Origin of the sequence: Streptomyces sp. RerS4 (genome assembly GCF_023515955.1) — a bacterium.
Classification (GTDB): domain Bacteria; phylum Actinomycetota; class Actinomycetes; order Streptomycetales; family Streptomycetaceae; genus Streptomyces.
Genome location: NZ_CP097322.1, coordinates 5488128 through 5513225 on the forward strand (window position 1 = coordinate 5488128; position 25098 = coordinate 5513225).

A 25098-nucleotide genomic window follows, 5' to 3' on the forward strand; every position below is an offset into this window, starting at 1 on the left:
GACCCGTGCCCTTCATCTCGCCGGACGACGGCCACCTGACCGTGTTCAACCTCTTCGAGACCGAGACGCCGGCAGGCCAGGAGCAAGTGCTGGACGCCATGCGCGACATCATCGACAACGCCACCTACCCCGGCTGGATCTCCTCGACCCTGCACGCGGGGCAGGACCGGCCCGGCACCGCCAACTACATCCAGTGGACCGGCCTCGAAGCCCTGGAAGCGCGCTACGCCGGGGAGGGCTTCAAGCGGAAGACGGTGCCGAAGTTCAACGAACTGGCCACCTCCGTACGCCTGCTGAAGACGGAGGCCGAGTTCGTGCAGCGCCACCCCGGCCTGGACGGCGCCCCCGAGCTGTCACCCGCCCGCGACGACTACACGGTGATCATCGTGCTCGGTGTCGCCGCGGAGAACCAGAAGGAACTGCTCGACACCCTCGCCACGCCCGAGGAATGGCTCGCGGAGGTGCCGGGCTACCGCTCGCACACCTACTTCCGCGGCCTCGACGGCACCTTCCTCGTCAACTACGCCCAGTGGGACGGCAAGGAGGCGTACGACGCCTTCCACGCCCTGCCCGAGGAGCAGCGCCCCCGGGACGTCCGCGACGCCCGCGCCCGCGCCCGATCCCTGGTGACGTCCCGGTGGGCGAACACCTACCACGTGGTGCATTCCCGCTCGGCGCAGGGCTGACCCGACCTTTCCCCTTAGGAGTTGTGCCACCGTGCAGACCGAAACCTCCCAGATCCCGCCCTCGGCCCGCATCCTGCAGCTCGCCACGGCCGGCTGGATGTCCGCCGCCGTGAGCGCCGCGGCCGAACTCGGCGTCGCCGACGAACTGGCGCGGGGGCCGCGGACCGTCGAGGACATCGCGAAGTCCATCGACGCGGACGCGCCCACGCTGTACCGCCTGTTGCGCGCCTGCGCCGACTTCGGCCTCTTCCGCGAGGAAGCGGGACGGGTCTTCGCCCTGACCGAGACCGGCGAGGCGTTGCGCAGCGACGCGCCGGGCTCCATGCGCAACTTCGCCAGGTGGGTCGGCGAGCCGGCGGACCGCTTCACCTGGTCGCGGCTGGCGGAGTCGGTGCTCACCGGCCGGTCCGCCTTCGCGGCCGTGCACGGCCGCTCGGTGTGGGAGTACCTGCGCGAGGAGACGCACACGGCCCGGGTGTTCAACGGGGCGATGACCGAGGCGTCCTCGGGCCTCATCGCGCCCGTCGTGAACGCCTACGACTTCAGCTCCTTCCGCAAGATCGTCGACGTCGGCGGCGGACAGGGCGCGCTGCTCGCCGCCGTACTCGCCGCGAACCCCGACGCCCAGGGCGTGCTCTTCGACCAGCCCGAGGTGATCGCTGCCGCCGGTCGGGCCTTCGAGGACGCCGGAGTCGCGGACCGCGTGGAAAAGCACCGGGGCGACTTCTTCGAGTCCGTCCCCGCCGGCGGCGACGCCTACCTGATGTCGAACATCATCCACGACTGGGACGACGAGCACTCCGTTCGGATCCTGGCCAACTGCCGCGCCGCGATGACCGCGGACGCACGCGTGCTCCTGGTCGAGGCGGTCATGCCGAGCGGCCCGGCACACGCGCCGACCGTCAAGTTGATGGACCTGAACATGCTGGTCCTCTGCGACGGTCGCCAGCGGACCGAGGACGAGTTCCGGGCGCTGTTCCGCGAGGCCGGACTCGAACTGAGCCGGGTCGTCCCCGGCGGCCTGTGCAGCGTCGTGGAAGCCGTACGCGCCTGACCATCCCGCCGCAACGAGACAAAGGAACCGTCACCATGGCCACGGCGGCCACGCCACAGAGCGACATCGACCCGTATTCCGAAGAGGCGATCCTCTCGCCCTACGAGCCCTACCGCGCCCTGCGGGACATCGGCCCCGCAGTCTGGCTGGAGCAATACCAGGTGTGGGCCGTGGCCAGGTACCGGGACGTGTACGACGCCCTCCACGACCACGAGACCTTCTCCTCCGGCTCCGGAGTGGCGCTCAACGACGCGATCAACGAGCGGATGCGCGGCACGACCCTGGCCAGCGACCCGCCCTACCACGACCACGTGCGCGGTCTCATCAACGGCCCGCTGACCCCGAAGGCCCTGCGCGCCCACCGCGAGGACTTCGAGCGGCTCGCCGACGAACTCGTCGAACGGCTCGTCCGGCAGGGCAGTTTCGACGGGGTGGCCGACTTCGCCCACGTCTTCCCCACCTCGGTCGTGCCCGACCTGCTCGGCTGGCCGGCCGAGGGCCGCGAGCACTTCCTCGACTGGGCCTCCGCCGCGTTCAACACCATCGGGCCGATGAACGAGCGCTCCCTCGCCGACGTACCCCTGATGAAGGGCATGTGGGAGTACATCGCGGAGATGGCCCGGCCGGGCCGGCTCCGGGAGGGCAGCTGGGGAGCCGACCTGGTCGCCGCGGCCGACGCCGGTCGCATCGACCCGAAGCTGCTGCCCTCGCTGATCGGCGACTACCTCCTGCCGTCCCTGGACACCACCATCTCCGCGCTGTCGAGCGCCCTGTGGCTGCTCGGCACGAACCCGGACCAGTGGGACGCGATCCGGCGGGACCCGTCGCTGGTGAACAACGCCTTCAACGAGACCGTTCGCCTGGAGTCGCCGATCCGGGCCTTCTCCCGTCTGGTGACCCGGGACCACGACCTGAGCGGACGGTTCCTGCCCGCCGGTTCCCGCGTCCTGATGCTGTACGCCTCGGCCAACCGCGACGAACGGTACTGGGACAACCCCGAGGTGTTCGACGTGACCCGCGCCGACGCGAGGAACCACGTGGGATTCGGCCACGGCATCCACGGCTGCGTCGGCCAGGGCCTGGCCCGGCTACAGGGCAACGCACTGCTCACCGCACTCGCCAAGCGGGTCCGCCGCATCGAGGTCGGCCGGCCGGTCTGGCGGGTCAACAACCACATCAGGGCCATGTCCACCCTGCCCACCACCCTCCATGTGTGAGATCCGGACACGGAGCGTCAGGAGCGCACGACGATGAAGATATTCGTGGACGCACAGCGGTGCGAGGGCCACGGCGTGTGCGAGGAGGTCGCGCCCGAGCTGTTCCGCATCGATGACGAAGGCGACCTCGTCGTGCTCTTCGACGGCGACGAGGTGCCGCCGGACCGGCAGGAGGCGGCGGCCGGGGCGGTGCGGGTCTGCCCGGTGAACGCGCTGAGGGCGCGGTGACGCCTCGGCGGCTGGTGGTCGTCGGCGCCTCGCTCGCGGGCCTGCGGGCGGTCACCGCGGCCCGCGAGTGCGGCTTCGACGGCCGGGTCACCCTGGTCGGCGCCGAGGAGCACCTTCCGTACGACAGGCCACCCCTGTCCAAGGAGTTCCTGGCGGCGGAGGAAGAGCCGCCGCCACCCACCCACCCCGATGCCGCGCTCCTGCGCGACGGCCTCGGCGTGGAACTGCTGCTCGGCGAACCGGCGACGGCGCTCGACCCGACGGCACGGACGGTGACGGTGGGCGGCGCCGAGATCCCCTACGACGCCCTCGTCATCGCCACCGGGGCCCGGCCACGGGTACTCCCGGCGCACCGGCCCCCCGCCCCGCCCCTCGACGGCGTGCACCCCCTGCGCACCCTCGACGACGCTCGGGCCGTCCGGCGCGCACTCGACGCCGGTGCCCGCACCGTGGTCGTCGGCGCCGGATTCATCGGCTCCGAGGTCGCCTCGGAGGCCCGCCGGCGCGGACTCGACGTCACCGTGGTCGAAGCCCTCCCCGCGCCGATGAGCCGCTCCCTCGGAGCGGAGACGGGAGCGGTCTTCGCGGACCTGCACACCACGCACGGCACCGAGCTGCGCTGCGACACCACCGTCACCGGCATCGAGGGGCACGGGCGGGTCGAACGCGTCCTGCTCTCCGACGGCTCCGCCGTCGAGGCCGACCTCGTCGTCGTCGGCATCGGCGCCGCACCCGCCACCGAATGGCTCGCGGGATCCGGCGTGGCCGTCCGGGACGGGGTGCTCTGTGATCCGTACCTGGCGACCGGCACCCCGGGCGTGTGGGCCGCCGGTGACGTCGCACGCCGGCAACTCGCCGGCCACGGGCGGACGCTGCGGCTGGAGCACTGGACGAACGCCGCGGAGCAGGGCGCCCTGGCGGCGCGCAACGCGGTCGGTCCGGGCCCTGCCGAGCCGTGCACCACGGTCCCGTACTTCTGGTCGCAGTGGTACGGGCACCGCATCCAGTTCGTCGGCCTGCCCGAGGGCGAGCAGGTGGAAATCCTCGGCGACACCGCCACCCCGTGCTTCATCGCCCTCTACCGGTCCGGCGACCGGCTCGCCGGCGCCTTGGCGGTCAACCGGGCCGGCGCCGTCCCCGGGCTGCGCCGGTTGGTCCGAGCGGGGGCGAGCTGGGCGCAGGCCCTCGCCCACGCCGGCCGCCTCGCCACGTCGTCATCCACGAAGGGAACGAAATGAAGGTCGATGTCTACCGGGACTTCGCGTGTCCGTGGTGCCGCCTGAGCGCCCACCGGTTCGAGCGCGCCGTGACGGAGGCCGGAATGGAGGGGGACGTCGAACTGGTCCACCGCCCCTTCCGGCTCGACCCCGAGGCGGACGGCACCGAGGACCCCGTACCGCTCCTGGACGCCATGGCCGGGGTCTTCGGCAGCCGGCAGCAGGCCGAGACGATGCTCCACGGCATGACCCTGCTCGGCGCCGCGGAGGGGGTCGAGTTCCGCTTCGACCAGGCCCTCGCGGTCGGCACCCTGCCCGCGCACCGCCTGATGTGGTTCGCCGCCCGCCACTACCCCGCCGACACCGTCGCCGCGCTCGCCACGGCCGTCTTCGACGCCCACTTCCGCGACGGACACAACATCGCCGACCACGCCGAGCTGGCGCGGCTGGCCGAGGCCTCGGGCATCGACGGCGCCACGGCGAAGGAGTTCCTGGCCTCCGGCGAAGGCACCGCCGAGGTCCGCGAGCAGGCCGCCGCGGCCCGCCTCAACGGCGTCTCCGCCGTGCCGACCTATGTCTTCCCGGGTGGCGAAACGGTCAGCGGAGCTGCCGAGACCGACGTCCTGATCGGCGCCCTCAACCGCGCCCGCGCCACTCACGACCAGAACTGAAGAGGACCGCAGAGAACCATGGCACCGACCGACGAAGCATTGGCCGCCCTGCAGGACGGGCTCCGCGCCCACGCCGACCGGATCGAGATCGCCGGCGTGTGCGACCGCTACCTCCGGCACCTCGACAAGGACCGCGACAACGACGACTGGTTGGACGCGGTGTTCACCGCCGACGTCCACCTCACCTTCCCCATAGGTGAGTTCACCGGCCGGGACGGACTCGTCGCGTTCCAGAAGATGGCCCGCGAGACCTTCGAACGCACCCACCACATCGCGTCCAACTACGACATCCGGCTCGACGGCGACCGCGCCCGGGTCCAGGCGCACCTGACGGCGGTCCACGTACCGCACCGGGAGAACCCAGGCGAGCACTTCACCGTGGGCGGCCACTACGAGGCGCAGACGGTACGCGGCTCCGAGGGCTGGCGGATCAGCGCGTTCTCCTTCGACCTGGTGTGGCACGCCGGGGACGGCCCGCTCGCCAAGACCGGCGGCGCGGCCGGACACGGATCGGGTGTCTGACCGGGTGGACACGCGACAACGCCTGTCCGAGGCCACTCTCTACCTCTGCACCGACGCCCGCCGCGACTCCGGCGACCTCGCGGACTTCGCCGACGCGGCCCTGACCGGTGGAGTGGACGTCATCCAGCTCCGCGACAAGGGATCCGCGGGCGAACGGAAGTACGGGCCACTTGAAGCGGGGGAGGCCCTGGAGGCCCTGGCGGTGCTGCGCGCAGCCTGCCGCAGGCACGGGGCCCTGCTCGCGGTGAACGACCGCGCCGACCTCGCCCGTGCGGCCGGAGCCGACGTCCTCCACCTCGGCCAGGGCGATCTGCCGCTCTCCCGTGCCCGCGAGATCGTGGGCGGCGGGACCGCGATCGGACGGTCCACGCACGACACCGCCCAGCTGGCGGTGGCCCTGGCGGACCCGGACCTCGACTACTTCGCCGTCGGGCCCTGCTGGCAGACCCCGACGAAGCCCGGACGTCCCGTGGCGGGGCTGGACCTGGTGCGCGCCGCCGCGGCGACCGGGGACCCCCGCCCCTGGTTCGCGATCGGCGGCATCGGCCCCGGCCGGCTGCCCGCCGTACTCGACGCCGGCGCACGGGGGATCGCCGTGGTCCGGGCGCTCACCGCGGCGGACGACGCGCGGAGCGCCGCTGCCCACCTCACGTCGGTGATCACCGCGCACACGGCCGGCCGGCCCCAGCGACAGAACTGAGCACCCCATGGACTTCAAGACCTTCCACCACGCCTACCCGGCCGTACTCCGGTCGGTCTTCGAGCAGCCCGAATACCGGAACTCGCCTCGCGGATTCCCCAGCGTCGAACAGCTCGGCGTGCGCTATCGGCTGCTGGACCCCACCCAGCGCGTGCCCCTGGCCCCGGCCCGTCGGCTGAACATCGTCTTCAACTACGCCGAGGCCCTGTGGTACCTCTCCGGGCGCGACGACCTCGACTTCATCGCGTACTACGCACCCGGCATGCGCAAGTACTCCGCCGACGGCGTCCGGCTGACCGGCACCGCGTACGGCCGCGCCCTGTTCGGCCGGGACGGCGACGGCCGGAGCCAGTGGCAGCGCGTCGTCGACGAGCTGCGCGGCGATCCGGACAGCAAGCGGGCCGTGTTGCAGATCTTCCGCAGCGAGGAACTGCTCACGCCGGGCAACCCCGACGTCTCGTGCACGCTCGGCCTTCAGTTCCTGCTCCGTGAGGGAGCGCTGCACGCGGTCGCCATGATGCGGGCCAACGACGCCTACCGCGGCATGTCGAGCGACGTGTTCTCCTTCACCTTCCTGCAGGAGATGCTCGCCCGGGAACTGGGCGTCCAACTCGGCGAGTACACGCACTTCGCGGGTTCACTGCACGTGTACGACCCGGACCGCGAGCGCGTGGCGGCGGTCCTGGCCGACCCCGCCTCGGGGCGGGAGCCGGAGTTCACCTTCCCCGCCCTGCCCGAGGGGGACAACCGGCCCCACGTACGCGAGGTGCTCCGCCTGGAGGAGGCCCTGCGGCGAAACGAGCTCCGACTGGGCGACGAACGTCTCGATCTGCCCGACTACTGGGTCCAGGTGGTGCTCCTGTTCGAGGTCCACCGGCGGCTGCGCCGAGAGGAGCCGGTCGACGAGGCCCTCCTCGGCCGGCTCTGGCCCGTCCACCGATGGCTCCTGTCGCACCGATGGCCGTCCCTGCCGGCCGTCCCGGGCCGCCCGCAGAACTGAGAGAGGTTCCCCATGGGTACGAACTGGAAGGACGCACCGGACGTGGCGTCCGGCTTCGAGGCCTACGACGACCTGCCCGAGCGGGTCGTGGGCTATCCGGCCGTCTTCGCCGAGCTGCGCCTGGGGACCCCCGGGGTGCGCACGGTACTGGACTACGGTTGCGGGCCGGGCAAGGTCGCCCGGCGCGTCGTCGAGGCCTTCGACGACACGGACGTCATCGGCGCGGACATCTCCGCGCGGATGCTCGACATCGCCCGTGCCCGCCGCTCCCACCCCAGGATCGGCTACCGGCAGGTCGAGAGCGGTCGGCTGGACTTCCTGCCGTCCGGATCCGTCGACGCGGCGATGTCCTGCTACGTCTTCATCAACATCGGTGACCGTGACGCCATCCGCGCCATCGTCGCCGAGGTCCACCGTGTCCTGCGGCCCGGCGCCCGCTACGCGGTCCTCGACACCAACCCCGCCACCACCGGCGTGCAGTTCTCGAAGTTCCGCAACGGCGACCCCGGCAGGACCTACTCCACCGGGGAACTCCGCCGCGTACTGCTGGACGTCCCCGCCGGCGGAACCCTCGAACTCGTCGACCACCACTGGCCCCGCGAGGTCTACCTCGACGCGCTGACCGAGGCGGGCTTCACCGATGTCCGGGCCCACGAACCCCTCCTCGGCGACGGCCCGCCCGACGCCCCGGCGCCGCATCCCGAACTCACCGCGGAGCGCGTCCACCCTCCGTTCCTCATCGTCACAGGAGTGAAGTGATGACCGAAAAGTCCACCGGCACGGTATTTCTCGGTGGCCCCTTCAAGGGGATCGTCGACCCGGCCACCGGAGAAATGGACAAGAAGCACCGCCGACGCTTCGAGGCCCTCCTCGACCGCCTCGACTCCGAGGGCCACGTCGTGCACAACGCCCACCGGCGTGAGAGCTGGGGCGCCGCCTTCCTGACCCCCGAGGAGTGCACCCGGCTCGATTTCGACGAAATCTCCGCCAGTGACGTCTTCGTGGCGTTCCCCGGGGCCCCCGCCTCGCCGGGCACCCATGTGGAGCTGGGCTGGGCCTCCGCGATGGGCAAGCCGGTCGTCCTGCTGCTGGAGCCGGACGCCGAGTACGCGTTCCTGGTGCGGGGCCTGCACACCGTCGCCGACGTCACCGTCATCACCGTCGGCGACGACGACCTGGCACTCGCCGACCAGGTGTCCGCCGCCGTCCGCCGGGCCGTGTCCGGGGCAGCTGGATGAAGCGGTTGGCCGTCGTCGGTGCCGGCGCCATCGGCCTGACCGTGGCCTGGCGGGCGGCTGCCGCCGGCTGGACGGTCACCCTGTACGACCCGGATCCGGCCCGCGGCGCCTCCTGGGTGGCGGGCGGCATGCTCGCCGCCTCCTCCGAGGGGTGGCCGGGCGAGGAGGAACTGCTGGGGATCAGCGCCCTGTCGCTGGGCCGGTGGCCCGAGTTCGCCGAACGCCTCGCCGCCGCATCGGGGCTGCCGTCCGGGCTGCGCACCGACGGCACCGTGATCGTCGGCATGGATTCGGCGGACCTCAAGGAACTCGACGTCCTCGCGGACTGGCTGGCCGAGCACGGCAGACCGGTCGCCCGGCTGACCGGCCGGGAACTGCGGCGCCGCGAGCCCGCGCTGTCCCAGGGCATCCGGGCCGCACTGGACGTTCCCGAGGACCTGGCCGTCGACAACCGGCTGCTTCTCGCCGCGCTGCAGGCCGCCTGCACGGCGGCCGGGGTCCGTCTGGTGCGGGAACGGGTGACGGACCTGTCCGCCCTGGCCGCGGACCAGATCGTGCTCTCGGCCGGGGCGCACTCCGCCGCACTGCACCCGATGGCCCGCGTACGGGCCGCCAAGGGGGAGATCCTGCGGGTACGGTCGCGCGCCGGGGTGCTCCCACCGCCCGGACGGACCGTCCGCGGCCTGGTGTACGGGCGCCGCGTGTATCTCGTACCGCGCCACGACGGGCTCGTCATCGGCGCGACCCAGCACGAGGTGGGTCACGACCGTGAGGTGACCGTCGGAGGGGTCCGGGACCTGATCGCCGACGCGGAGACGATCCTGCCCACGGTCGCCGAGTACGAGCTCGTCGCCGCCGACGCCGGTCTGCGGCCGATGTCCCCGGACAACGTGCCGCTCATCGGCCGGGTCGACGCGAGGACCGTGCTGGCCACCGGACACGGACGCAACGGCCTGCTCCTGGCCCCGCTCACCGCCGACGCGGTACTGGCCGAACTCGACGACCGGGCCCTTCCCGAGGCCGCGGCGGCCCACCCGAGGAGATTCGCATGAACGTCATCGTCAACGGAGAACGGCAGACGGTCGCCGAAGGCTGCACCGCGGCCGACGTCGTCGCGAAGCTGGAGGTACCGGAACGCGGAGTCGCCGTCGCGGTCGACGGCGAGGTCCTTCCACGCGGCCGGTGGAACGTGGCACTGGCCGAGAACACGACCATCGAGATACTCACGGCGGTGCAGGGTGGCTGAGGAACTGACGATCGCGGGGCGCCGATTCGGCTCCCGACTCATCACGGGAACGGGCGGGGCCGCGAACCTGTCCGTGCTCGAACGGGCCCTGGTGGCCTCCGGCACGGAAATGACCACGGTCGCACTGCGCCGGGTCGACGCCGGCGGCGGCAGCGGAGTCCTGGAACTCCTGCGGAAACTGGACATCGCGGTCCTGCCGAACACCGCGGGCTGCCGCGGCGCGGCCGAGGCCGTCTACACCGCCAAGATGGCCCGCGAGGCACTGGAGACCGACTGGATCAAGGTGGAGGTCGTCGCCGACGAGCGGACCCTGCTGCCCGACGTGACGGAACTCGTCGAGGCGTGCGGGCAGCTCGTCGACGCGGGGTTCATCGTCCTCCCGTACACCACCGACGATCCCGTGGTGGCGCGTCGGCTGGAGGACGTGGGCTGCGCGGCCGTCATGCCGCTGGGCTCGCCCATCGGCACCGGACGCGGCATCTCGAACCCGCAGAACATCGAGATGATCGTCGAGGCGGCCGGGGTGCCCGTCATCCTGGACGCCGGCATCGGCACGGCGAGCGACGCCGCGCTGGCCATGGAACTCGGCTGCGACGCCGTGCTGCTCGCCAGCGCCATCACCCGGGCGAAGGACCCCGAGCGCATGGGCCGGGCCATGGCCGCCGGGGTGGCGGCGGGCTTCGACGCACGCCGCTCCGGCCGCATCCCCAAGCGGTTCTGGGCACAGGCCTCGTCCCCGGCACTGCCCGACCGGGACGGTGCCGAGTGATCCCCGTCGCCCTCACCATCGCCGGCAGCGACCCCAGCGGCGGGGCCGGTCTGCAGGCCGACCTCAAGGTGTTCTCGGCCCTCGGCGCCTACGGGACCGGCGTCGTCACCGCGCTGACCGCCCAGAGCACGCGGGGCGTGAGCGCCGTGCACTACCCGCCGCCGGAGTTCCTGGAGAGCCAGCTCGACGAGCTCCTGGCCGACGTCCGCATCGACACCGTCAAGATCGGGATGCTGGGCGACGCCCGCCTGGTGGAGGTGGTCGCGGACCGGCTGACCAGGCACCGCCCGCGCCACGTGGTGTTGGACCCCGTCATGGTGGCCAAGAGCGGTGACCGGCTGCTCGCCGCCGACAGCGTGGTCGCGCTGCGCACCCGGCTGCTGCCGCTCGTCGACCTGGTCACCCCGAACCTCCCGGAGGCCGCCGAACTGCTGGGCGAGGAGTCCGCGCACGACGAGGAGGGGATGTACGAGCAGGCGCGTCGCCTCGCCGAGTTGTGCCCGCGCGTCCTGCTGAAGGGCGGCCACCTGGCGGGCGAGGACAGCGTCGACCTCTTCCGGGAGGGAGAGCGCACCACCTGGCTCAGCGCACCCCGGGTGCACACCAAGAACACCCATGGCACCGGATGCGCCCTGTCCTCCGCGATCGCGGCGCTGCGCCCGCAGCGCCCGGACTGGATGGGCGCGATCGCCGACGCCAAGAGCTACCTGACGGAGGCGCTGCGCCACGCCGACTCCCTGGGTGTCGGCACCGGACACGGCCCGCCGTCCCACTTCCACGCCTGGTGGCCCCCGCACGGTGGGGAAGACCCGTCATGAGCGGCGCCCCGCCTTCCCGTTTCGTCGACGTGGACGGCTGTTTCAACTACCGCGACCTGGGCGGCTACCGCACCGCGGACGGCAAGGCGGTGGCCTGGCGCAAGCTGTACCGGTCCGACGGCCTGCACCGGATGACGGCATGCGGCTCGGACGCCTTCGCCGCGCTGGGCGTGTCGACCGTGATCGACCTGCGGACCCCGGTCGAGGCCGAGACGCGGGCCTGGACCCCACCGGCCGGCTGGTCGGGCCGCAGGCTCCTCCTGCCGCTGCTGCCGGAGACCCCGGACTGGTCCGCCGGTGACCCGGCGGACCTCGAACGGGAGGACTTCGCCGCGCGGCACTACTGGTACACCGCCGTCACGGGCGCCGCCGCGTTGAGGACCGCGGTGGAAGCCCTGGCCGAGCCGGACGGACTGCCCGCCGTGTTCCACTGCGCCGCGGGCAAGGACCGTACGGGGGTGCTGGCGGCCCTGGTGCTGCGGCTGTTGGACGTGCCGGCGGAGACGATCGCCGACGACTACGCGCTCAGCGACGAGGCGACCGCCCGGTGGGAGGCCTCCGTGGCGGGCGGCAACGAGGACGACACCCAGACGGCGTGGGCGTACGTTCCGCCGGCCATGCTGGTCGCCCCGCGGGACAACATGTCGCTCTTCCTCCAGCGGGTGGAGGCCGAGCACGGCTCGGTTCCCGCCTTCGCCGCACACATCGGAATCGGCCGGGAAACCGTCGAGCGGCTCCGCCGGGCCCTGCTGGACGACTGATCCGGGACGTGCCCGAGCCGTCAGCGCAGGAGGGTGAAGACCGGGGCCGCCGTGGCGGCGCCCAGGGCGGTGCCTACCAGGACCTGGGCGAGGGTGTGGTCGCGCAGGGCCACGCGGGACCAGCCGACCAGGGCCACCAGGGGGTAGGCGGCCAGGGCCCAGGGGCCGTAGGCGAAGGCGAGCATGACGAGGGCGCCGGAGGAGACGGCGGTGTGGACGGAGACCTTCCACACCGTCGTGACGGCCAGGATGACGACCAGGGCCGCGAGCATCGCCGCGATGAGGGCGATCATCTCCTGAGGGGCGTCGAAGACCTTCATGAGCGCGATGCAGGCGGCGACGGAGAGCATGATGCCGGGGATGACCAGCAGGCGGTCCTGGCGGCGGCGTACGTGGCGGTCACCCCAGTGGCCGCGTCGTTCCCCCCACTTGATGAACAGGATCGGGACGACGCCGCAGAAGAAGGCGGACACCAGGCCCCAGCCGACGCCGGCGAGACGGTCGGCGTGCCAGCCCATCAGCAGGGTGACCGCGATGATCCAGTTCCGCGGTTCGAGGCCGTCGGTGACCAGGCGGGCGAAGCGCGGTTCCGGCGCCGTGTCCGTGTCGGGCGGGGTGGAGGTGGCGGGCGGGGTCATGACGGCTCCGGGAACGAGGTGGCGGTGTCGGAGTGGTAGGCCGCGCTGATCAGGAGCAGCCGGCGGACCTCCGCGGGGAAGTCGACGTCTTCGAGTGCGGTGCCGCCGTGGCGGGCCGGGGAGGAGAGCGGCGGACTGCCCCGGAGCTTGGCGGCGCGGGCGGCGCGCAGCCACAGGGCCTCCGCCATCGCCTCGCGTTCCTCGCCGCGCAGTCCGGCCTCCGCCGCCACGCGGTCGGCCCGGTCGCGGTCCTCGGGCGATACGTAGGGCATCAGGCCCAGTCCGGCGTCCCGGATCTCGATGACCGTCCGGTGCAGGCGGACCCGGACGCTGCGGCGCGCGGTGGCGGGCAGCACGATGCCGGGCACCGCCTCGGTCAGTGAGGCCCACAGGGCGCCGAGGCGCCGCTGCGCGCGCCGTTCGGCGGCGGTGCGGGCCAGGATGCCCGCGGCGGGGATGGAGTTGCCGATGACGATCAGGCCGATGGCGACGTACTCGACCAGGTCGGCGAGGTGCTGCGTGGTGTCGTCGGGCAGGGGGACGTCGTGGTCCAGGAGGCTGGTGACCAGTTCGGTGACGCGGATCGCCGCGTAGACGACGCCCACCGCGGTGCCGGTGCCCAGTACGCGCAGGCCCGTGCGGAGCGAGCGGGCGCCGGCGTGGCGCGCGTAGGAGAGGAACAGCCACGTCGAGACGGCCATCGCCACGCCGAGGTAGGTGGTGAAGGTGAGCAGGTAGGCGGTGGCGGCCGGCATGCCGGCGTAGGCCTGGTAGAAGTTCTCGACGCGTGTGGGCTGGTCGGCCCGTGCGAACAGGACGCCCATGACGGTCATCACCGCGAGGGCCACGGCAAGGTGGGGCAGCCGCGTCCGGTGGGCGATCTGGGGGCGGGCCATCGAGACGACGAAGTCGAGGACGGCGCCGCAGGCGATGATGCCGACGAAGTGCTTGGCGGGCACCGAGAGGTTGTTGACGCCGCCGGCGGTGTCAATGGCGAGGCTGACGGCGGGCATGGCGAGCGTTGACGCCAGGGCGAGGCCGGTGAAGGCCAGCCACAGGGAGCGCTGTGCGGGGACGCGTATCGCGGAGGGCAGGCGCCACAGCGCCACCGACCACAGCATGACCACGATCGTGGTTTTGAGGAGGCTCATCGGTTCCGGTGGGTGCGGGCGGGGTGGGCGAAGGCGTCGTTGAGCCGGTGGATGACGTCCGCGGCGCGCTCGGAGGTGGCGCGTCCTCCCTCGACCCGGCTGATGCGTTCGAGGACGAGGGTGGCCAGGGTCTCGGCGGCCTGTTCCTGGTCCGAGTCGAACTTGGTGCGGCCCAGCAGGCTCAGGATGCGGCTGCCCGACAGGTCCAGTTCCTCGTCGCCGGGCCGCGGCGCGGCCAGGGACTCCTGGAGCCGGTCGGCTTCGGCCCGTACGAGGTCCGCCGCGAGGGCGTGGTCGCCCCGGCCGGTCACGGCCGCCGCCGTACGGGAGACCAACTGCTCGAAGTGCGCGGCGACCGACGCCGCCTCGGCCTCCGTGGCGTCCTCGGGAAGGGCCGGCTGTGGGGCCACGTGGCCCAGGAGCATGTGGGATATCTCGTGGAGGATGATCTGGATCCGCAGCAGATCGGACGCGCTCTGCTCGTAGAAGACCAGATCCGCCGAGTCCAGCCCGATCCAGATGCCGCAGGGCAGATCCGGCTGCGGTGGCCCGTCCAGCGGCAGCAGGACCAACGGTCGCCCGCGCTGCGCCGCGAGGCCCTCGCAGAACGCCGACAGGTCGAAGGGGTGGGGGATGTGCAGGCCGGCCGCGATCGCGGCACAGGGATCGGCTCGCCGCCGCCTCCACCTCATGGCATTTTCCGTTCCGGCCCGCACGTCACCTGGACTGTCTTCGCCTGGACTGTGTTCGTCTCGACCGTCTTCGTCTCGACCGTCTTCGCCTGGCGCGGCCCGGTGCCGTGGCAGTCGGCCACAGCGGTCGTACGGGTGCGCAGGTCTTGCTCTGCTCATGGCGTAGGACCCTACGGGCGCGGGGACGCGCCGGGCTCGGCCGGGGGTACCTGGTCCAGCCTCGGCAGCCCCTCCGCCTGACGGGCGCCTTCCACGATGGTCTTGATCCCGCGCAGGGCGGTGGCGGAGAGTCCGCTCAACCGGAAGGCGACGGCCCTGACGTGGTTGTCCTGGAGGACGTCGGCCAGTTCGCGGCCGGCTTCGGCGCGGTCGGCGCCCTCCCGCAGCTCCCTGATGCGCGCGTCGGTGCGGGCCGCCACCTCGTCGTCGAGGAAGTAGGTGGGCCCGACCCCGAAGAACCGGCCCAGTGCGCGCAGGGTGTCCACGCTCGGGTTGCGGACCTTCCCGGTGTGCAGGCTGTGGATGGTCCCGTGGGAGACCGTCGGCTCGCCGTCCTTCGCCTGCCGACGGATCGCGTCGGCGATTTCCTGGTAGGTGTAGGGACCGCGGCCCTTGGGGTGCAGCGTGTTGATCAGGTGGTCGAGACGATCGCCCAGCGGACCGCGAGTGTCGGCGCCGTGGTCACCCATCGAGGCAACTCCCAGCCTGGATTCGTCGTCGTTGTCGTCGAACGATCGCGGTCGCGGTGTGGTGGGTCATCTACGGGTCTCTACTTGACTGGACGGTGCCTCCGCTTGGGTGGCGGTCACTCTATCCGACTTGACAGTCCCGGTCATGTGCGACGTATGTTCTCCACGCTCGGGCGGTCTAGTTCGCTTGAGAGCGGTGTGGGTCGGGTCCAGTTCACTGGATGCCGGAACGCACGGCAGAGGCGGGTGGCGGGCCACAGTGGGTCACGGGGGTGTCCGCAGTGGTCGGTCGCCGCCTAGCCTAGGATGCGGGCCGGTTCCACCCGCGGCGGCCCGTGTGCCGCGCGGTTCCACCGCACGCTGACGTCCCGAGAGGACTGGCCGGTACACGTGGATCGCGAGCGACTCGTCCAGCAGCTCACCGCCGTGGTCGGGGACGCCCACGTGCTGACCGACCCCGCCGTGCGGGCCTCCTACGAGACCGACTTCACCGGCCGCTACACCGGCCGCGCCCGCTGCGTGGTCCGCCCCGCCGACACCGCCGAGGTCGCCGCCGTGCTGCGACTGTGCCACGGCTCCGGGGTTCCGGTTCTCCCGCAGGGCGGCAACACCGGCCTGGTCGGCGGCTCCGTTCCCGGCCCCGACGGCGGCGAGGTCGTCCTGTCGCTGCGCCGGCTCACCGGGATCGGCCCCCTCGACCCGGACGCGCGGCGGATCACCGTCGGCGCGGGCCTGCCCCTGGCCGCGCTCCAGCGGCATCTTCGGCCGCTCGGCTGGGAGTTCGGCGTCGACCTCGCCGCGCGGGACTCCGCCACCCTGGGCGGGATGATCGCCACCAACGCGGGCGGCGAGCGCGTCGTCAAGTACGGCACCACCCGCGCCAACGTCGCCGGCGTGGAAGCCGTCCTGGCCGACGGCGGCGTCCTCGACCGGCTCGCCGGGCTGCCCAAGGACAACACCGGCTACGACCTCACCGGCCTGCTCGTCGGCAGCGAGGGCACCCTCGCCGTCGTCACCAGGGCCCGACTGCGCCTGGTCCCGCACCTTCCGCACCGGGTCACGGCGCTGCTGGCCCTGGACTCCCTCGCCTCGGCCATCGCCGTCCTGGGGCGGCTGCGGCTGCTCGAATCGCTGGAACTGGCGGAGTTCTTCACGGCCGACGGCCTGGCCCTGGTCCTGGAGCGGAGCGGACTGCCGGCCCCCTTCCGCAGCGCCCACCCCGTCCATCTCCTCGTCGAGTGCGCGGGCCGCCGCGATCCGTCCGGGGAACTGGCCGAGCTGCTGGAGGAGGCCGACGTGCGCGAGGTGGCCGTCGCCCTCCAGGACGCGGACCGCCGCCGCCTGGCCGCGTACCGGGAGCGGCACACCGAGTCGATCAACGCCGCCGGGATCCCGCTGAAGCTCGACGTCACCGTGCCCCTCGCCGCGCTGCCCGGCTTCGTCGCCGACCTGCCGGCGCTCCTGGCCGGCCGGGGGAGCCCGTACGTCTTCGGTCACCTCGCGGAGGGGAACGTCCACGTGAACCTCCTCGGCGTCGCGCCCGCCGACGAGGAAGCCGTCACCGAGGCGGTGCTCGACCGCGTCGCCGCCGCTGGCGGCAGCATCAGCGCCGAACACGGCATCGGCCGCGCCAAGGCCCCGTACCTGCACCTGACCCGATCGGCCGCCGACATCGCCGTGATGCGCTCGATCAAGGCGGCCCTCGACCCCACCGGTCTGCTGAGTCCGCACACCCTGCTGCCCACCGACGCCTGAGCCGAACCGAAGGCCGAAGGCCCCGACGACACCGGGTTTCCGGTTTGCCGTCGCTTGGCTTGATGTTTGCCCTCTCGATGAGGTCGCGAGGAGACGCGCGAGAGCGAGTTTCAGCCAATCGCCACATGACGGATCAGCTTTCGGTCATGGGTGCCTCACCAGCCACATGGCTTATGCCGTGCCTCTTTTCTGTCAGCGGCAGACAGGTAGGCTGCTGCCGCTGGCCGGGCCCGGTCAGTGACGGGGGGAGACACATTGGGCGAGCGACTCAGTTTCAGAATTCTTGGTCCACTTATGGCCACCGCGGGGGAGCGATCGGTTCTGGTAGGAGGTGCCCGGCAACGTACGATTCTGGCCCTTTTGCTTTTGAGTCCCGGTCGAATCGTGCCCGTTGACACCCTGGTGGACGTAGTGTGGAACGGGAGGCCTCCGGCCACCGCGCGCACTCAGGTCGCCATCGTCATCGCGGCCCTGCGCAAGGCCTTCAAGGCCGAGGGCGTGACCGAGGAGGTCATCGCCACCGCGCACCCCGGGTACCTGCTGCGCGCCGAGGGCCACACCCTGGACACCGTCACCTTCACCGAGCTGGTGGCGGAGGCCGAGATCGCGGTCCGCGAGCAGAGACCGGCCGACGCGGCGCGGTTCTACGCGGAGGCGCTCGCCCTGTGGAGGGGCCCAGCCCTGGCCGGGGTGACCGGTCAGCTCGTGGAGGACGAGGCGGCCCGCTGGGAAGAGGTCCGCATCAACGCCTACGAGGCGCACACGAGCGTGCAACTGGACCTCGGCCGACATCAACTCCTGCTGCCGGAACTCGCGGCGGCCGTACGCGAACACCCGCTGCGCGAACGCACCCGCTACCACCTGATCCTCGCCCAGTACCGGGCCGGCCGGCGCGCGGAGGCGATGGAGAGCTTCCGGGAGGCGCGGCGCCAGTTCATCGACGAGCTGGGCATGGAACCGGGCCCCGAGCTCCAGGAACTGCACGACGCGATCCTGCGCGACGACCCCTCCCTGGGGGCGCTGCCCCCGGAGAGCCCACCCGATCCGGCGGCGGCGCGCGGGCAGGTCGTCCCGTCCGAACTCCCGCCGGACGTACCCGGATTCGCCGGACGGGGCGAGGAACTCGCCGCCCTCGACGCCCTGGTGGACGGTCAGGACGACGTCGGCGGGCGCACCCCCACCGTCGGACTGATCACCGGCGTCGCGGGCGTCGGCAAAACCGGTCTCGCCGTCCGCTGGGCGCACCGGGTTACCGAACAGTACCCGGACGGCAGGCTGTTCGCCGACCTGCGCGGCTATGACGAACACCACGCCCCGACCACCGCCGGCGACATCCTCAGCCGCTTCCTGCGCTCCCTCGGCGTGGACAGCGACGACGTGCCCAACGGGCTGGAGGACCGGATCGCGCTGTACCGCAGCGTGCTCGCGGACCGCCGGGTGCTGATCGTGCTGGACAACGTACGGACCTTCGCGCAGATCCGCCCGCTACTGCCGGGCGGAACCGGGTGCACGGTGCTCGTCACCAGCCGCGAGCAGCTGGAGCAGCTGGTCACCTGGCCCCAGCGGGCCCGCGTCCACCTGGGCCTGCTGCCCGAGGAGGACGCCGTCGAGCTGCTGGGCCGGATCGTCGGCGAGGCCCGCGTGCTCGCCGCGCCCGCCGAGTCGGCGCGGCTGGTCGAGCTGTGCGACCGGCTGCCGCTGGCGCTGCGCATCGCGGCCGCCCGGCTCGCCTCGAAGCCGCACTGGACGGTGCGGCACCTGGTGACCCGGCTGACCGACGGCCGCCGCCGGCTGGACGAGCTGAGCCAGGGCGAGTCCCAGATCCGGGCCGGCTTCGAGCTCAGCTACCGCTACCTGCACAAGGACGCCGCCCGGCTCTACCGGCTGCTCGGGCTGCTCGGCGTACCCGACTTCACCGCGTGGGTCGGAGCCGCGCTGATGGACCAGGACGTCCTGGACGCGGAGCGGCTCATAGAGCACCTCGTGGACGCGCAATTCCTGGAGGTCGTCGGCGTCGACGCCACCGGCCAGCTGCGCTACCGGTTCCAGAACCTGCTGCGGCTGTACGCGGACGAACTGGCGCGGGCGCAGGAGAGTGAGGAGGACCGGCTGGCCGCCTGCGACCGGGTGTTCCGTACGTGCCTGACGATCGCGGAGCACGCGCACCGGCGGGAGAACGGCGGGGACCACGACATCGTGCACGGCGATGTCCCGCGCCGGGAGATCGACGCGTTCCTGCTGGACGAGTTGGTGGCGTCCCCCCTGGAATGGTTCGAGGCGGAACGCCTCTCCCTGGTGGCGGTCGTCGAGCAGTCGGCCCGGATGGGCATGCACGATCTGGCCTGGGACCTGGTCAACACCATGCAGGTCCTCTTCGAGACGCGCAACTACCTGGAGGACTGGCAGGCGTGCAGCAACCACGCCCTGGCGGCGGCGCGCACCGCGGGCAACCTCCGCGGGCAGGCCGCCATGCACATGCAGCTGGGCGTGGTCGAACTGCGGCTGCGTCGTCTGTCCGAGTCCACCGAACGCCAGGAGACCGCCCTCGCGCTCTACCGGCAGGCGGGGGACGCTCACGGCGGGGCGCTCGCGCTGAGCAACCTGGCGTTCATCGACCGGATCCGGGGAGCCTACGAGCAGGGCATGGCCCGGCTGACGGAGGCGCTGCCGGTGTTCCGGGAGGCGGGCGACCGGGTGGCCGTGGCGTCCGCGCTCCACAACATGGCGCAGTTCGCGCTCGACCAGGGCCGGCCGCAGACCGCCCTGGAGCTGAGCCAGGACGCCGTGCGGGTGTGCAAGGCCAACCCGGGGGGCCGGCGCGGTCTGGCGTTGGCCACGTACCGGCTGGCCCGTTCCTACCACGCGCTGGGGCGGTTGGAGGCCGCGGAAGGGGCCTTCGGCGAGGTGATCGGGCTCGTCAAGGAGAGGTCCGACCTGATCGGGCTCGCGTACGCGCTGCTGGGCCTCGCGGAGACCCGGCGGTCGGCCGGAGCGGTCGCGTCGGCCGAGGAGACGTACCTGGAGGCGTTGGACCTCTCGCGGCGCCATCACACACCGCTGCTGGAGGGGCAGATCCGGCTCGGCCTGGGGCAGGTCCGGTGTGCGGACGGCCGTGCGGACGAGGGCAGGGCCCAGCTGACCGCGGCGCTCGCGATCTTCCAGGGGATCGGGTCCCCGCCGTGGGAGGAGAAGGCGGCGCGGGCGCTGGAACAGATGGCCGACGCCTGCCGGAAAGAGCGCGTAGCCGGCCAATAACCCCGCGATAAGTCGGGTCCCTAGCGTCATCGCGGACGAGAAAACTGCCGAGTTGTGGAGTCTGCGATGTCACGTACGGCCGGTGCGCCTTCCTTTGCCGTGATTCCCGGTGCCCAGGTGCACGAAGTCCTCGACGGCCGTGCGCCCGAAGTGGTCGGATTGATCGAATCCGCTTATCGGGTGCACGGCGAGGGCGGGACGGTGAATCCGCCGTCCTATTTCCTGCGTTTTCCCGACCGGCCGACCTCGCGGATCATCGCGCTGCCGGCGTCCCTCGGGGGAGCGGCGCCGGTCGACGGGCTGAAGTGGATTTCCAGCTTCCCCGAGAACGTGGCGGCCGGAATTCCGCGCGCCTCCGCCGTACTGATCCTCAACGACCCGGAAACCGGCTACCCGATCGCCTGCCTGGAGTCCTCGATCATCAGCGCGGCCCGCACCGCCGCCTCCGCCGCGCTGGCCGCCGACCGGCTCAGCCCGGCCGGCCGTCGTCCGCGTCGGATCGGCTTCTTCGGCGTCGGCCTGATCGCCCGCTTCATCCACCAGTACCTGGCGGGCACGGGCTGGGAGTTCGACGCGATCGGCGTGCACGACCTGTCCACCGAGCACGCCGACGGCTTCGCCGACTACCTCGCCCGCGCCGGCGAGCAGGGGCCGGTCACCGTGCACGACAGCGCCGAGAAGCTGATCCGCGAGAGCGACCTCGTCGTCTTCGCGACCGTCGCGGGCACCCCCCACGTCACCGACCCGGCCTGGTTCGGTCACAACCCGCTGGTCCTGCACGTCTCGCTGCGCGACCTGGCGCCCGAGGTGATCCTCTCCGGTTTCAACGTCGTGGACGACATCGAGCACTGCCTGAAGGCCGACACCTCCCCCCACCTCGCCGAACAGCTCACCGGCAGCCGCGACTTCGTCGACGGCACCCTCTACGACGTCCTGGCCGGGAACCTCGCGGTCCCCGAGGACAAGCCGGTCTTCTTCTCCCCCTTCGGCCTGGGCGTCCTCGACCTCGCCGTCGGCCGCCACATCCACGACACCCTCCGGGAGCAGGGCCGGCTCACCGTCGTGGAGGACTTCTTCCACGAGATGCGCCGCTACGGCTGAGCCCCTGCCCCCTGCCGCCTCCTGCACCCTGTCCCCTGCTTCCCCGTCCCCCTGCCCCGGGAAAGAGATCCAGTGACCACAGTGCTCGACACCACCACTCGGGCGCCGGCCGACCACGGTCGCTCCCCCCTGCGCGTCCACATCGAGGAGACCCCCCTCGACCCGCATCCGCCGATGGAGCTGTACGAGGCCCTGCGGGGGCGGTTCGGGGAGGACGTCTTCCTGCTGGAGTCCCTGGAGAGCCCCGAGTTCGACGGCAACCGCGCCGTCGTCGGCTTCGGCCGGCTCGCCGAGCTGCGGATCCACCCCGGGCGGATCTCCGCCGTCGGCGTGCCCTCCGTACTGGCCCGGCTGTCCGAGGTCGCCGACCGACTCGGGCTGGCCGTCGGCCCCGGCGGTGACCGGCTGTTCGAGCGCCCCGGCCAGGTCTGGGACGTCCTGCGGGCCGTGCAGGCCTCCTTCGACGTAGACAGCACCCGGCCCGACTACGCCTTCGGCTTCCTCGCCACCATCGGCTACGGCGCCGCCTGGTACATGGAGGACCTGCCCGAGCGGCCCGCCCGCGCCGACGACGCCCCCGACCTCGTCCTGACCCTGTTCCAGGACACCGTCTGGTACGACCTCGACGCCGGCGCCGTCGTCCGCCTCGCGGCCCGCGCCGCCGGGGGCTTCGGCCCCGACGGCGGGCCCGCCGCCCATACCGACCTCGCCGGGATCGTGGAGCGCCTCACCGCCGGGATGAGCGAACCCGCCGGTCGCGTCCCCGAGGCGCCCGCGCCGTCGGCGGTGCGCGACAGCACCGACGAGGCCGCCTTCCGTGCCGACGTCGCACGCTGCCTGCGCCACATCGGCGTCGGCGACATCTACCAGATCCAGATAGGCCACCGCATCGAGGTCGACACCGCCCTGACCCCGGCGGAGGTCTACCGGCGCCTGCGCGCCCGCAACCCCTCCCCGTACATGTACCTCGTCCCCCGCTGCGGCTCCACCCTGATCGGCGCCAGCCCCGAGGTGCTCTTCCGGACCGAGGGCGACCGCATCGTCATGCGTCCCATCGCCGGCACCACCCCGCGCAGCGGGGACCCGGCCGTGGACGGGCCGCGCGTCGAGACCCTGCTCGCGAGCGAGAAGGAACGGGCCGAGCACGTCATGCTCGTGGACCTGTGCCGCAACGACATCGGCCGGGTGTGCCTGCCCGCCACCCTGGACGCGCCCGAGGTGATGACGGTCGAGACCTTCTCGCACGTCTTCCACCTCGTCTCCACCGTCGAGGGCCTGCTCGCCCCGGGGGAGGACACCTGGTCGGCGCTGGCCGCCACCTTCCCCGCCGGCACCGTCACCGGCGCCCCCAAGATCCGCGCCATGGAGATCATCTCCGAACTGGAGTCCGAACCCCGGGACATGTACGCCGGAGCCGTCGGCCTCGTCGACGTCCGCGGCTGGTCCCGCCTCGCGCTGTGCATCCGTACGGTCACCCACGACGGGTCGACGTACTCCACCCAGAGCTGCGCCGGCATCGTCGCGGACTCCTCGCCCGCCGCCGAGTGGCGCGAGACCCTGCACAAGATGGGGGCGGCCCACTGGGCGCTCACCGGTGAGGAGCTGTCGGCGTGAAGGTCCTGCTCGTGGACGCGTACGACAGCTTCACCCACATCATCGACCAGTACCTGCGCACCCTCGGCGCCACCACCGAGGTCGTCCGCTCCCGCACCGAGAGCCCCGACGCCCTCGCCGCGCGGCGGCCGGACGCGGTGGTGCTGGGCCCCGGCCCGGGGCACCCCGCCGAGTCGGGCCACGTCGAGCTCGTGCACCGCTTCGCCGGGCGGGTGCCGCTGCTCGGGATCTGCCTCGGCCACCAGGCCATCGCCCTGGCCCACGGCGGCCGGGTACGGGTCGCCGACCGGCTCAAGCACGGCAAGACCAGCGAGGTCACCCACGACGGCGCCGGCGTGTTCACCGGCCTCGACACCCCCATGACCGCCACCCGTTATCACTCGCTCATCGTCGAACAACCCCTGCCGCAGGAGCTGACCGCCACCGCCCACGCCGTCGACGACGGCTACGTCATGGGGTTGCGCCACCGCACCCTGGCCGTCGAAGGGGTGCAGTTCCACCCCGAGTCGATCACCACGGTCGGCGGCATGCGGCTCCTGCGGAACTTCCTCACCACCGCACGCACCCCGTCAGCGGACACCCTCGCCGGGTGACAAAGGAGCATCTCGTGGAGCACGTGGATTCCTGGCGGGCCCTGCCCGCGGCACAACAGCCCGACTGGCCCGACGCCGGGGCCCTGGACACCGTACGGGCGCACCTGCGCGACACCGTCCCGCTCGTGGTCGCCGCCGAATGCGAGCAGCTCAAGGCGCGGCTCGGCGCGGTCGCCCGGGGCGAGGCCTTCGTCCTCCAGGGCGGGGACTGCGCGGAGACCTTCGCGGACGTCCGGGAGGACTCCGTACGCCGCAAGGTGCGCACCCTGCTCCAGATGGCGCTGGTCCTCCAGTACGCCGCGTCCGTGCCGGTCGTGAAGATCGGCCGGATGGCGGGCCAGTACGCCAAACCCCGCTCCAAGCCGACCGAGACGCGCGGCGGGGTGACCCTGCCCGCCTACCGGGGCGACGCCGTCAACGGCTTCCCCTTCGAGGCGGCCGAGCGGGAACCGGACCCCGGCCGGCTGCTGCGCATGCACCAGGCCGCCGCCGGGACCCTGAACCTCGTACGGGCCTTCACCACCGGCGGCTACGCGGACCTGCGCCAGGCGCACGCCTGGAACCAGGACTTCGTGGCCCGCTCGCCCGTCGGCGAACGCTACGCGGCGCTCGCCACCCAGATCGACCAGGCCCTGAACTTCATGCGCGCCTGCGGGGCCGACGAACGCATCCAGCACGCCGTGGAGTTCTACGTCAGCCACGAGGGCCTGCTGCTGGAGTACGAGGAGCCCCTGGTCCGGGAGGACCCGGTGACCGGGCGGCACTACGCGACCAGCGGCCACATGCTCTGGATCGGGGAGCGCACCCGCGACCTCGGCGGGGCGCACGTGGAGTTCTTCTCGAAGATCGCCAACCCGATCGCGGTCAAGCTCGGCCCCACCACCGACTCGGACACGGTGCTGCGGCTGATCGACCGGCTCGATCCGGAGCGCGAGCCGGGCCGGCTGACCTTCATCGTGCGGATGGGCGCGGGTCAGGTCCGAGAGCGGCTGCCCGAGCTGGTGGAGAAGACGGCCGCGGAGGGGGCGCCGGTGGCGTGGGTGAGCGATCCCATGCACGGCAACACCTTCGAGGCCCCGTCGGGGCTCAAGACGCGCCGCTTCGACGACATCGTCGACGAGGTGAAGGGCTTCTTCGAGGTCCACCGCGAGCTCGGGACGCACCCCGGGGGCGTGCACCTGGAGTTCACCGGGGGCGATGTCACCGAATGCGTGGGCGGCGGTGAGGAAGTCAGCCTGGACGGGCTGAGCGAACGCTACGAGTCCACCTGCGACCCCCGGCTCAACCGTACGCAGTCGCTGGATCTGGCCTTCCTGGTGGCCGAAATGTATCGGGAACGCTGAGCCTCCGCTTTCGCCCTTATGGCGGCCGGCTCCACCGAAGCGGGTCAAGGGCCGTCCCGGCTGCGTTTATCGCCGCCGGGACGCCATCTGACCAGCGGTTATATCGTCCTTATTGAAATCGCGTGGCTCCCGAGGACGCA

General features: G+C 72.2%; 26 protein-coding genes. 22 read left to right on the forward strand and 4 right to left on the reverse strand.

Annotation, left to right across the window (positions count from 1 at the left end; all coding sequences use genetic code 11):
- The first annotated feature begins 5 nt into the window (after positions 1 to 5).
- The 16 genes from M4D82_RS25400 to M4D82_RS25475 are packed head-to-tail and all read left to right on the forward strand — an operon-like array spanning position 6 to position 12127.
- Positions 6 to 686, forward strand: a complete 681-nt coding sequence (locus M4D82_RS25400; RefSeq protein WP_249768236.1) for an antibiotic biosynthesis monooxygenase family protein — start codon at positions 6 to 8, stop codon at positions 684 to 686.
- 31 nt (positions 687 to 717) lie between these two features.
- Positions 718 to 1740 carry a methyltransferase gene (locus tag M4D82_RS25405; protein WP_249768237.1) on the forward strand — a complete coding sequence of 341 codons (1023 nt, stop codon included), beginning with the start codon at positions 718 to 720 and terminating at the stop codon, positions 1738 to 1740.
- A 35-nt stretch (positions 1741 to 1775) separates the two neighbouring features.
- Complete coding sequence (locus M4D82_RS25410; RefSeq protein ID WP_249768238.1) at positions 1776 to 2957, forward strand: cytochrome P450; 1182 nt, start codon at positions 1776 to 1778, stop codon at positions 2955 to 2957.
- A gap of 33 nt (positions 2958 to 2990) precedes the next feature.
- A complete protein-coding gene (locus tag M4D82_RS25415; protein ID WP_249768239.1) occupies positions 2991 to 3185 on the forward strand; it encodes a ferredoxin in 195 nt (64 codons plus the stop codon).
- Positions 3182 to 4423, forward strand: a complete 1242-nt coding sequence (locus M4D82_RS25420) for an NAD(P)/FAD-dependent oxidoreductase (RefSeq protein WP_249768240.1) — start codon at positions 3182 to 3184, stop codon at positions 4421 to 4423. Before M4D82_RS25415 ends, M4D82_RS25420 begins: the two co-directional genes overlap by 4 nt.
- Positions 4420 to 5073, forward strand: a complete 654-nt coding sequence (locus M4D82_RS25425) for a DsbA family oxidoreductase (RefSeq protein WP_249768241.1) — start codon at positions 4420 to 4422, stop codon at positions 5071 to 5073. Before M4D82_RS25420 ends, M4D82_RS25425 begins: the two co-directional genes overlap by 4 nt.
- A gap of 18 nt (positions 5074 to 5091) precedes the next feature.
- Positions 5092 to 5595 (forward strand): nuclear transport factor 2 family protein, encoded by a 504-nt coding sequence (locus M4D82_RS25430; RefSeq protein WP_249768242.1) that lies wholly within the window; start codon positions 5092 to 5094, stop codon positions 5593 to 5595.
- Positions 5596 to 5599: 4 nt separating this feature from the next.
- Positions 5600 to 6295 carry a thiamine phosphate synthase gene (gene thiE / locus M4D82_RS25435; protein ID WP_249768243.1) on the forward strand — a complete coding sequence of 232 codons (696 nt, stop codon included), beginning with the start codon at positions 5600 to 5602 and terminating at the stop codon, positions 6293 to 6295.
- A gap of 7 nt (positions 6296 to 6302) precedes the next feature.
- Positions 6303 to 7295 carry a thymidylate synthase gene (locus M4D82_RS25440; RefSeq protein ID WP_249768244.1) on the forward strand — a complete coding sequence of 331 codons (993 nt, stop codon included), beginning with the start codon at positions 6303 to 6305 and terminating at the stop codon, positions 7293 to 7295.
- Between the two features lie 12 nt (positions 7296 to 7307).
- On the forward strand, positions 7308 to 8054 hold the full coding sequence (locus M4D82_RS25445; protein WP_249768245.1) for a class I SAM-dependent methyltransferase: 747 nt from the start codon (positions 7308 to 7310) through the stop codon (positions 8052 to 8054).
- Complete coding sequence (locus M4D82_RS25450) at positions 8054 to 8533, forward strand: nucleoside 2-deoxyribosyltransferase (protein WP_249768246.1); 480 nt, start codon at positions 8054 to 8056, stop codon at positions 8531 to 8533. Before M4D82_RS25445 ends, M4D82_RS25450 begins: the two co-directional genes overlap by 1 nt.
- The gene (gene thiO / locus M4D82_RS25455) at positions 8530 to 9585 is read left to right on the forward strand and encodes a glycine oxidase ThiO (protein ID WP_249768247.1); all 1056 of its coding nucleotides are present in this window, start codon (positions 8530 to 8532) and stop codon (positions 9583 to 9585) included. Before M4D82_RS25450 ends, thiO begins: the two co-directional genes overlap by 4 nt.
- Positions 9582 to 9779 carry a sulfur carrier protein ThiS gene (gene thiS, locus M4D82_RS25460; protein WP_249768248.1) on the forward strand — a complete coding sequence of 66 codons (198 nt, stop codon included), beginning with the start codon at positions 9582 to 9584 and terminating at the stop codon, positions 9777 to 9779. Before thiO ends, thiS begins: the two co-directional genes overlap by 4 nt.
- The gene (locus tag M4D82_RS25465; protein ID WP_249768249.1) at positions 9772 to 10548 is read left to right on the forward strand and encodes a thiazole synthase; all 777 of its coding nucleotides are present in this window, start codon (positions 9772 to 9774) and stop codon (positions 10546 to 10548) included. Before thiS ends, M4D82_RS25465 begins: the two co-directional genes overlap by 8 nt.
- Positions 10545 to 11366 carry a bifunctional hydroxymethylpyrimidine kinase/phosphomethylpyrimidine kinase gene (gene thiD, locus M4D82_RS25470; protein WP_249768250.1) on the forward strand — a complete coding sequence of 274 codons (822 nt, stop codon included), beginning with the start codon at positions 10545 to 10547 and terminating at the stop codon, positions 11364 to 11366. Before M4D82_RS25465 ends, thiD begins: the two co-directional genes overlap by 4 nt.
- The gene (locus M4D82_RS25475; protein ID WP_249768251.1) at positions 11363 to 12127 is read left to right on the forward strand and encodes a tyrosine-protein phosphatase; all 765 of its coding nucleotides are present in this window, start codon (positions 11363 to 11365) and stop codon (positions 12125 to 12127) included. Before thiD ends, M4D82_RS25475 begins: the two co-directional genes overlap by 4 nt.
- A 20-nt stretch (positions 12128 to 12147) precedes the next feature.
- Here M4D82_RS25475 and M4D82_RS25480 read toward each other — a convergent pair whose 3' ends face one another.
- From M4D82_RS25480 to M4D82_RS25495, 4 genes are all read right to left on the reverse strand, one after another.
- Complete coding sequence (locus tag M4D82_RS25480; protein ID WP_249768252.1) at positions 12148 to 12765, reverse strand: phosphatase PAP2 family protein; 618 nt, start codon at positions 12763 to 12765, stop codon at positions 12148 to 12150.
- Complete coding sequence (locus M4D82_RS25485; RefSeq protein ID WP_249768253.1) at positions 12762 to 13916, reverse strand: MAB_1171c family putative transporter; 1155 nt, start codon at positions 13914 to 13916, stop codon at positions 12762 to 12764. The genes M4D82_RS25480 and M4D82_RS25485 overlap by 4 nt, the downstream gene beginning before the upstream one ends.
- Positions 13913 to 14608, reverse strand: a complete 696-nt coding sequence (locus M4D82_RS25490) for a hypothetical protein (protein WP_249768254.1) — start codon at positions 14606 to 14608, stop codon at positions 13913 to 13915. Before M4D82_RS25490 ends, M4D82_RS25485 begins: the two co-directional genes overlap by 4 nt.
- A 170-nt stretch (positions 14609 to 14778) precedes the next feature.
- A complete protein-coding gene (locus M4D82_RS25495) occupies positions 14779 to 15297 on the reverse strand; it encodes a helix-turn-helix domain-containing protein (RefSeq protein ID WP_249768255.1) in 519 nt (172 codons plus the stop codon).
- A gap of 390 nt (positions 15298 to 15687) precedes the next feature.
- Between M4D82_RS25495 and M4D82_RS25500 the strand changes: the two genes are divergently transcribed.
- The 6 genes from M4D82_RS25500 to M4D82_RS25525 all read left to right on the forward strand — a co-directional run bounded on the left by M4D82_RS25500 (position 15688) and on the right by M4D82_RS25525 (position 24958).
- On the forward strand, positions 15688 to 17052 hold the full coding sequence (locus M4D82_RS25500; protein WP_249768256.1) for an FAD-binding oxidoreductase: 1365 nt from the start codon (positions 15688 to 15690) through the stop codon (positions 17050 to 17052).
- 294 nt (positions 17053 to 17346) lie between these two features.
- On the forward strand, positions 17347 to 20307 hold the full coding sequence (locus tag M4D82_RS25505; RefSeq protein ID WP_249768257.1) for an AfsR/SARP family transcriptional regulator: 2961 nt from the start codon (positions 17347 to 17349) through the stop codon (positions 20305 to 20307).
- A gap of 66 nt (positions 20308 to 20373) precedes the next feature.
- Positions 20374 to 21408 (forward strand): 2,3-diaminopropionate biosynthesis protein SbnB, encoded by a 1035-nt coding sequence (gene sbnB, locus M4D82_RS25510; RefSeq protein ID WP_249768258.1) that lies wholly within the window; start codon positions 20374 to 20376, stop codon positions 21406 to 21408.
- A gap of 72 nt (positions 21409 to 21480) precedes the next feature.
- Positions 21481 to 23022, forward strand: a complete 1542-nt coding sequence (locus tag M4D82_RS25515; RefSeq protein WP_249768259.1) for an anthranilate synthase component I family protein — start codon at positions 21481 to 21483, stop codon at positions 23020 to 23022.
- A complete protein-coding gene (locus M4D82_RS25520) occupies positions 23019 to 23615 on the forward strand; it encodes an anthranilate synthase component II (RefSeq protein ID WP_249768260.1) in 597 nt (198 codons plus the stop codon). Before M4D82_RS25515 ends, M4D82_RS25520 begins: the two co-directional genes overlap by 4 nt.
- Positions 23612 to 24958, forward strand: coding sequence for a class II 3-deoxy-7-phosphoheptulonate synthase (locus M4D82_RS25525; protein WP_249768261.1), 1347 nt, complete (start codon positions 23612 to 23614; stop codon positions 24956 to 24958). The genes M4D82_RS25520 and M4D82_RS25525 overlap by 4 nt, the downstream gene beginning before the upstream one ends.
- The last annotated feature ends 140 nt before the right edge of the window (positions 24959 to 25098 follow it).

Bases quoted from the DNA above. Each gene is read 5' to 3' on its own strand.
- M4D82_RS25410 (WP_249768238.1), top strand. From the start codon at position 1,776: ATGGCCACGGCGGCCACGCCACAGAGCGACATCGACCCGTATTCCGAA.
- M4D82_RS25415 (WP_249768239.1), top strand. From the start codon at position 2,991: ATGAAGATATTCGTGGACGCACAGCGGTGCGAGGGCCACGGCGTGTGC.
- M4D82_RS25425 (WP_249768241.1), top strand. From the start codon at position 4,420: ATGAAGGTCGATGTCTACCGGGACTTCGCGTGTCCGTGGTGCCGCCTG.
- M4D82_RS25430 (WP_249768242.1), top strand. From the start codon at position 5,092: ATGGCACCGACCGACGAAGCATTGGCCGCCCTGCAGGACGGGCTCCGC.
- M4D82_RS25440 (WP_249768244.1), top strand. From the start codon at position 6,303: ATGGACTTCAAGACCTTCCACCACGCCTACCCGGCCGTACTCCGGTCG.
- M4D82_RS25445 (WP_249768245.1), top strand. From the start codon at position 7,308: ATGGGTACGAACTGGAAGGACGCACCGGACGTGGCGTCCGGCTTCGAG.
- M4D82_RS25450 (WP_249768246.1), top strand. From the start codon at position 8,054: ATGACCGAAAAGTCCACCGGCACGGTATTTCTCGGTGGCCCCTTCAAG.
- thiO (WP_249768247.1), top strand. From the start codon at position 8,530: ATGAAGCGGTTGGCCGTCGTCGGTGCCGGCGCCATCGGCCTGACCGTG.
- thiS (WP_249768248.1), top strand. From the start codon at position 9,582: ATGAACGTCATCGTCAACGGAGAACGGCAGACGGTCGCCGAAGGCTGC.
- M4D82_RS25475 (WP_249768251.1), top strand. From the start codon at position 11,363: ATGAGCGGCGCCCCGCCTTCCCGTTTCGTCGACGTGGACGGCTGTTTC.
- M4D82_RS25480 (WP_249768252.1), bottom strand. From the start codon at position 12,765: ATGACCCCGCCCGCCACCTCCACCCCGCCCGACACGGACACGGCGCCG.
- M4D82_RS25485 (WP_249768253.1), bottom strand. From the start codon at position 13,916: ATGAGCCTCCTCAAAACCACGATCGTGGTCATGCTGTGGTCGGTGGCG.
- M4D82_RS25490 (WP_249768254.1), bottom strand. From the start codon at position 14,608: ATGAGGTGGAGGCGGCGGCGAGCCGATCCCTGTGCCGCGATCGCGGCC.
- M4D82_RS25495 (WP_249768255.1), bottom strand. From the start codon at position 15,297: ATGGGTGACCACGGCGCCGACACTCGCGGTCCGCTGGGCGATCGTCTC.
- M4D82_RS25505 (WP_249768257.1), top strand. From the start codon at position 17,347: ATGGCCACCGCGGGGGAGCGATCGGTTCTGGTAGGAGGTGCCCGGCAA.
- sbnB (WP_249768258.1), top strand. From the start codon at position 20,374: ATGTCACGTACGGCCGGTGCGCCTTCCTTTGCCGTGATTCCCGGTGCC.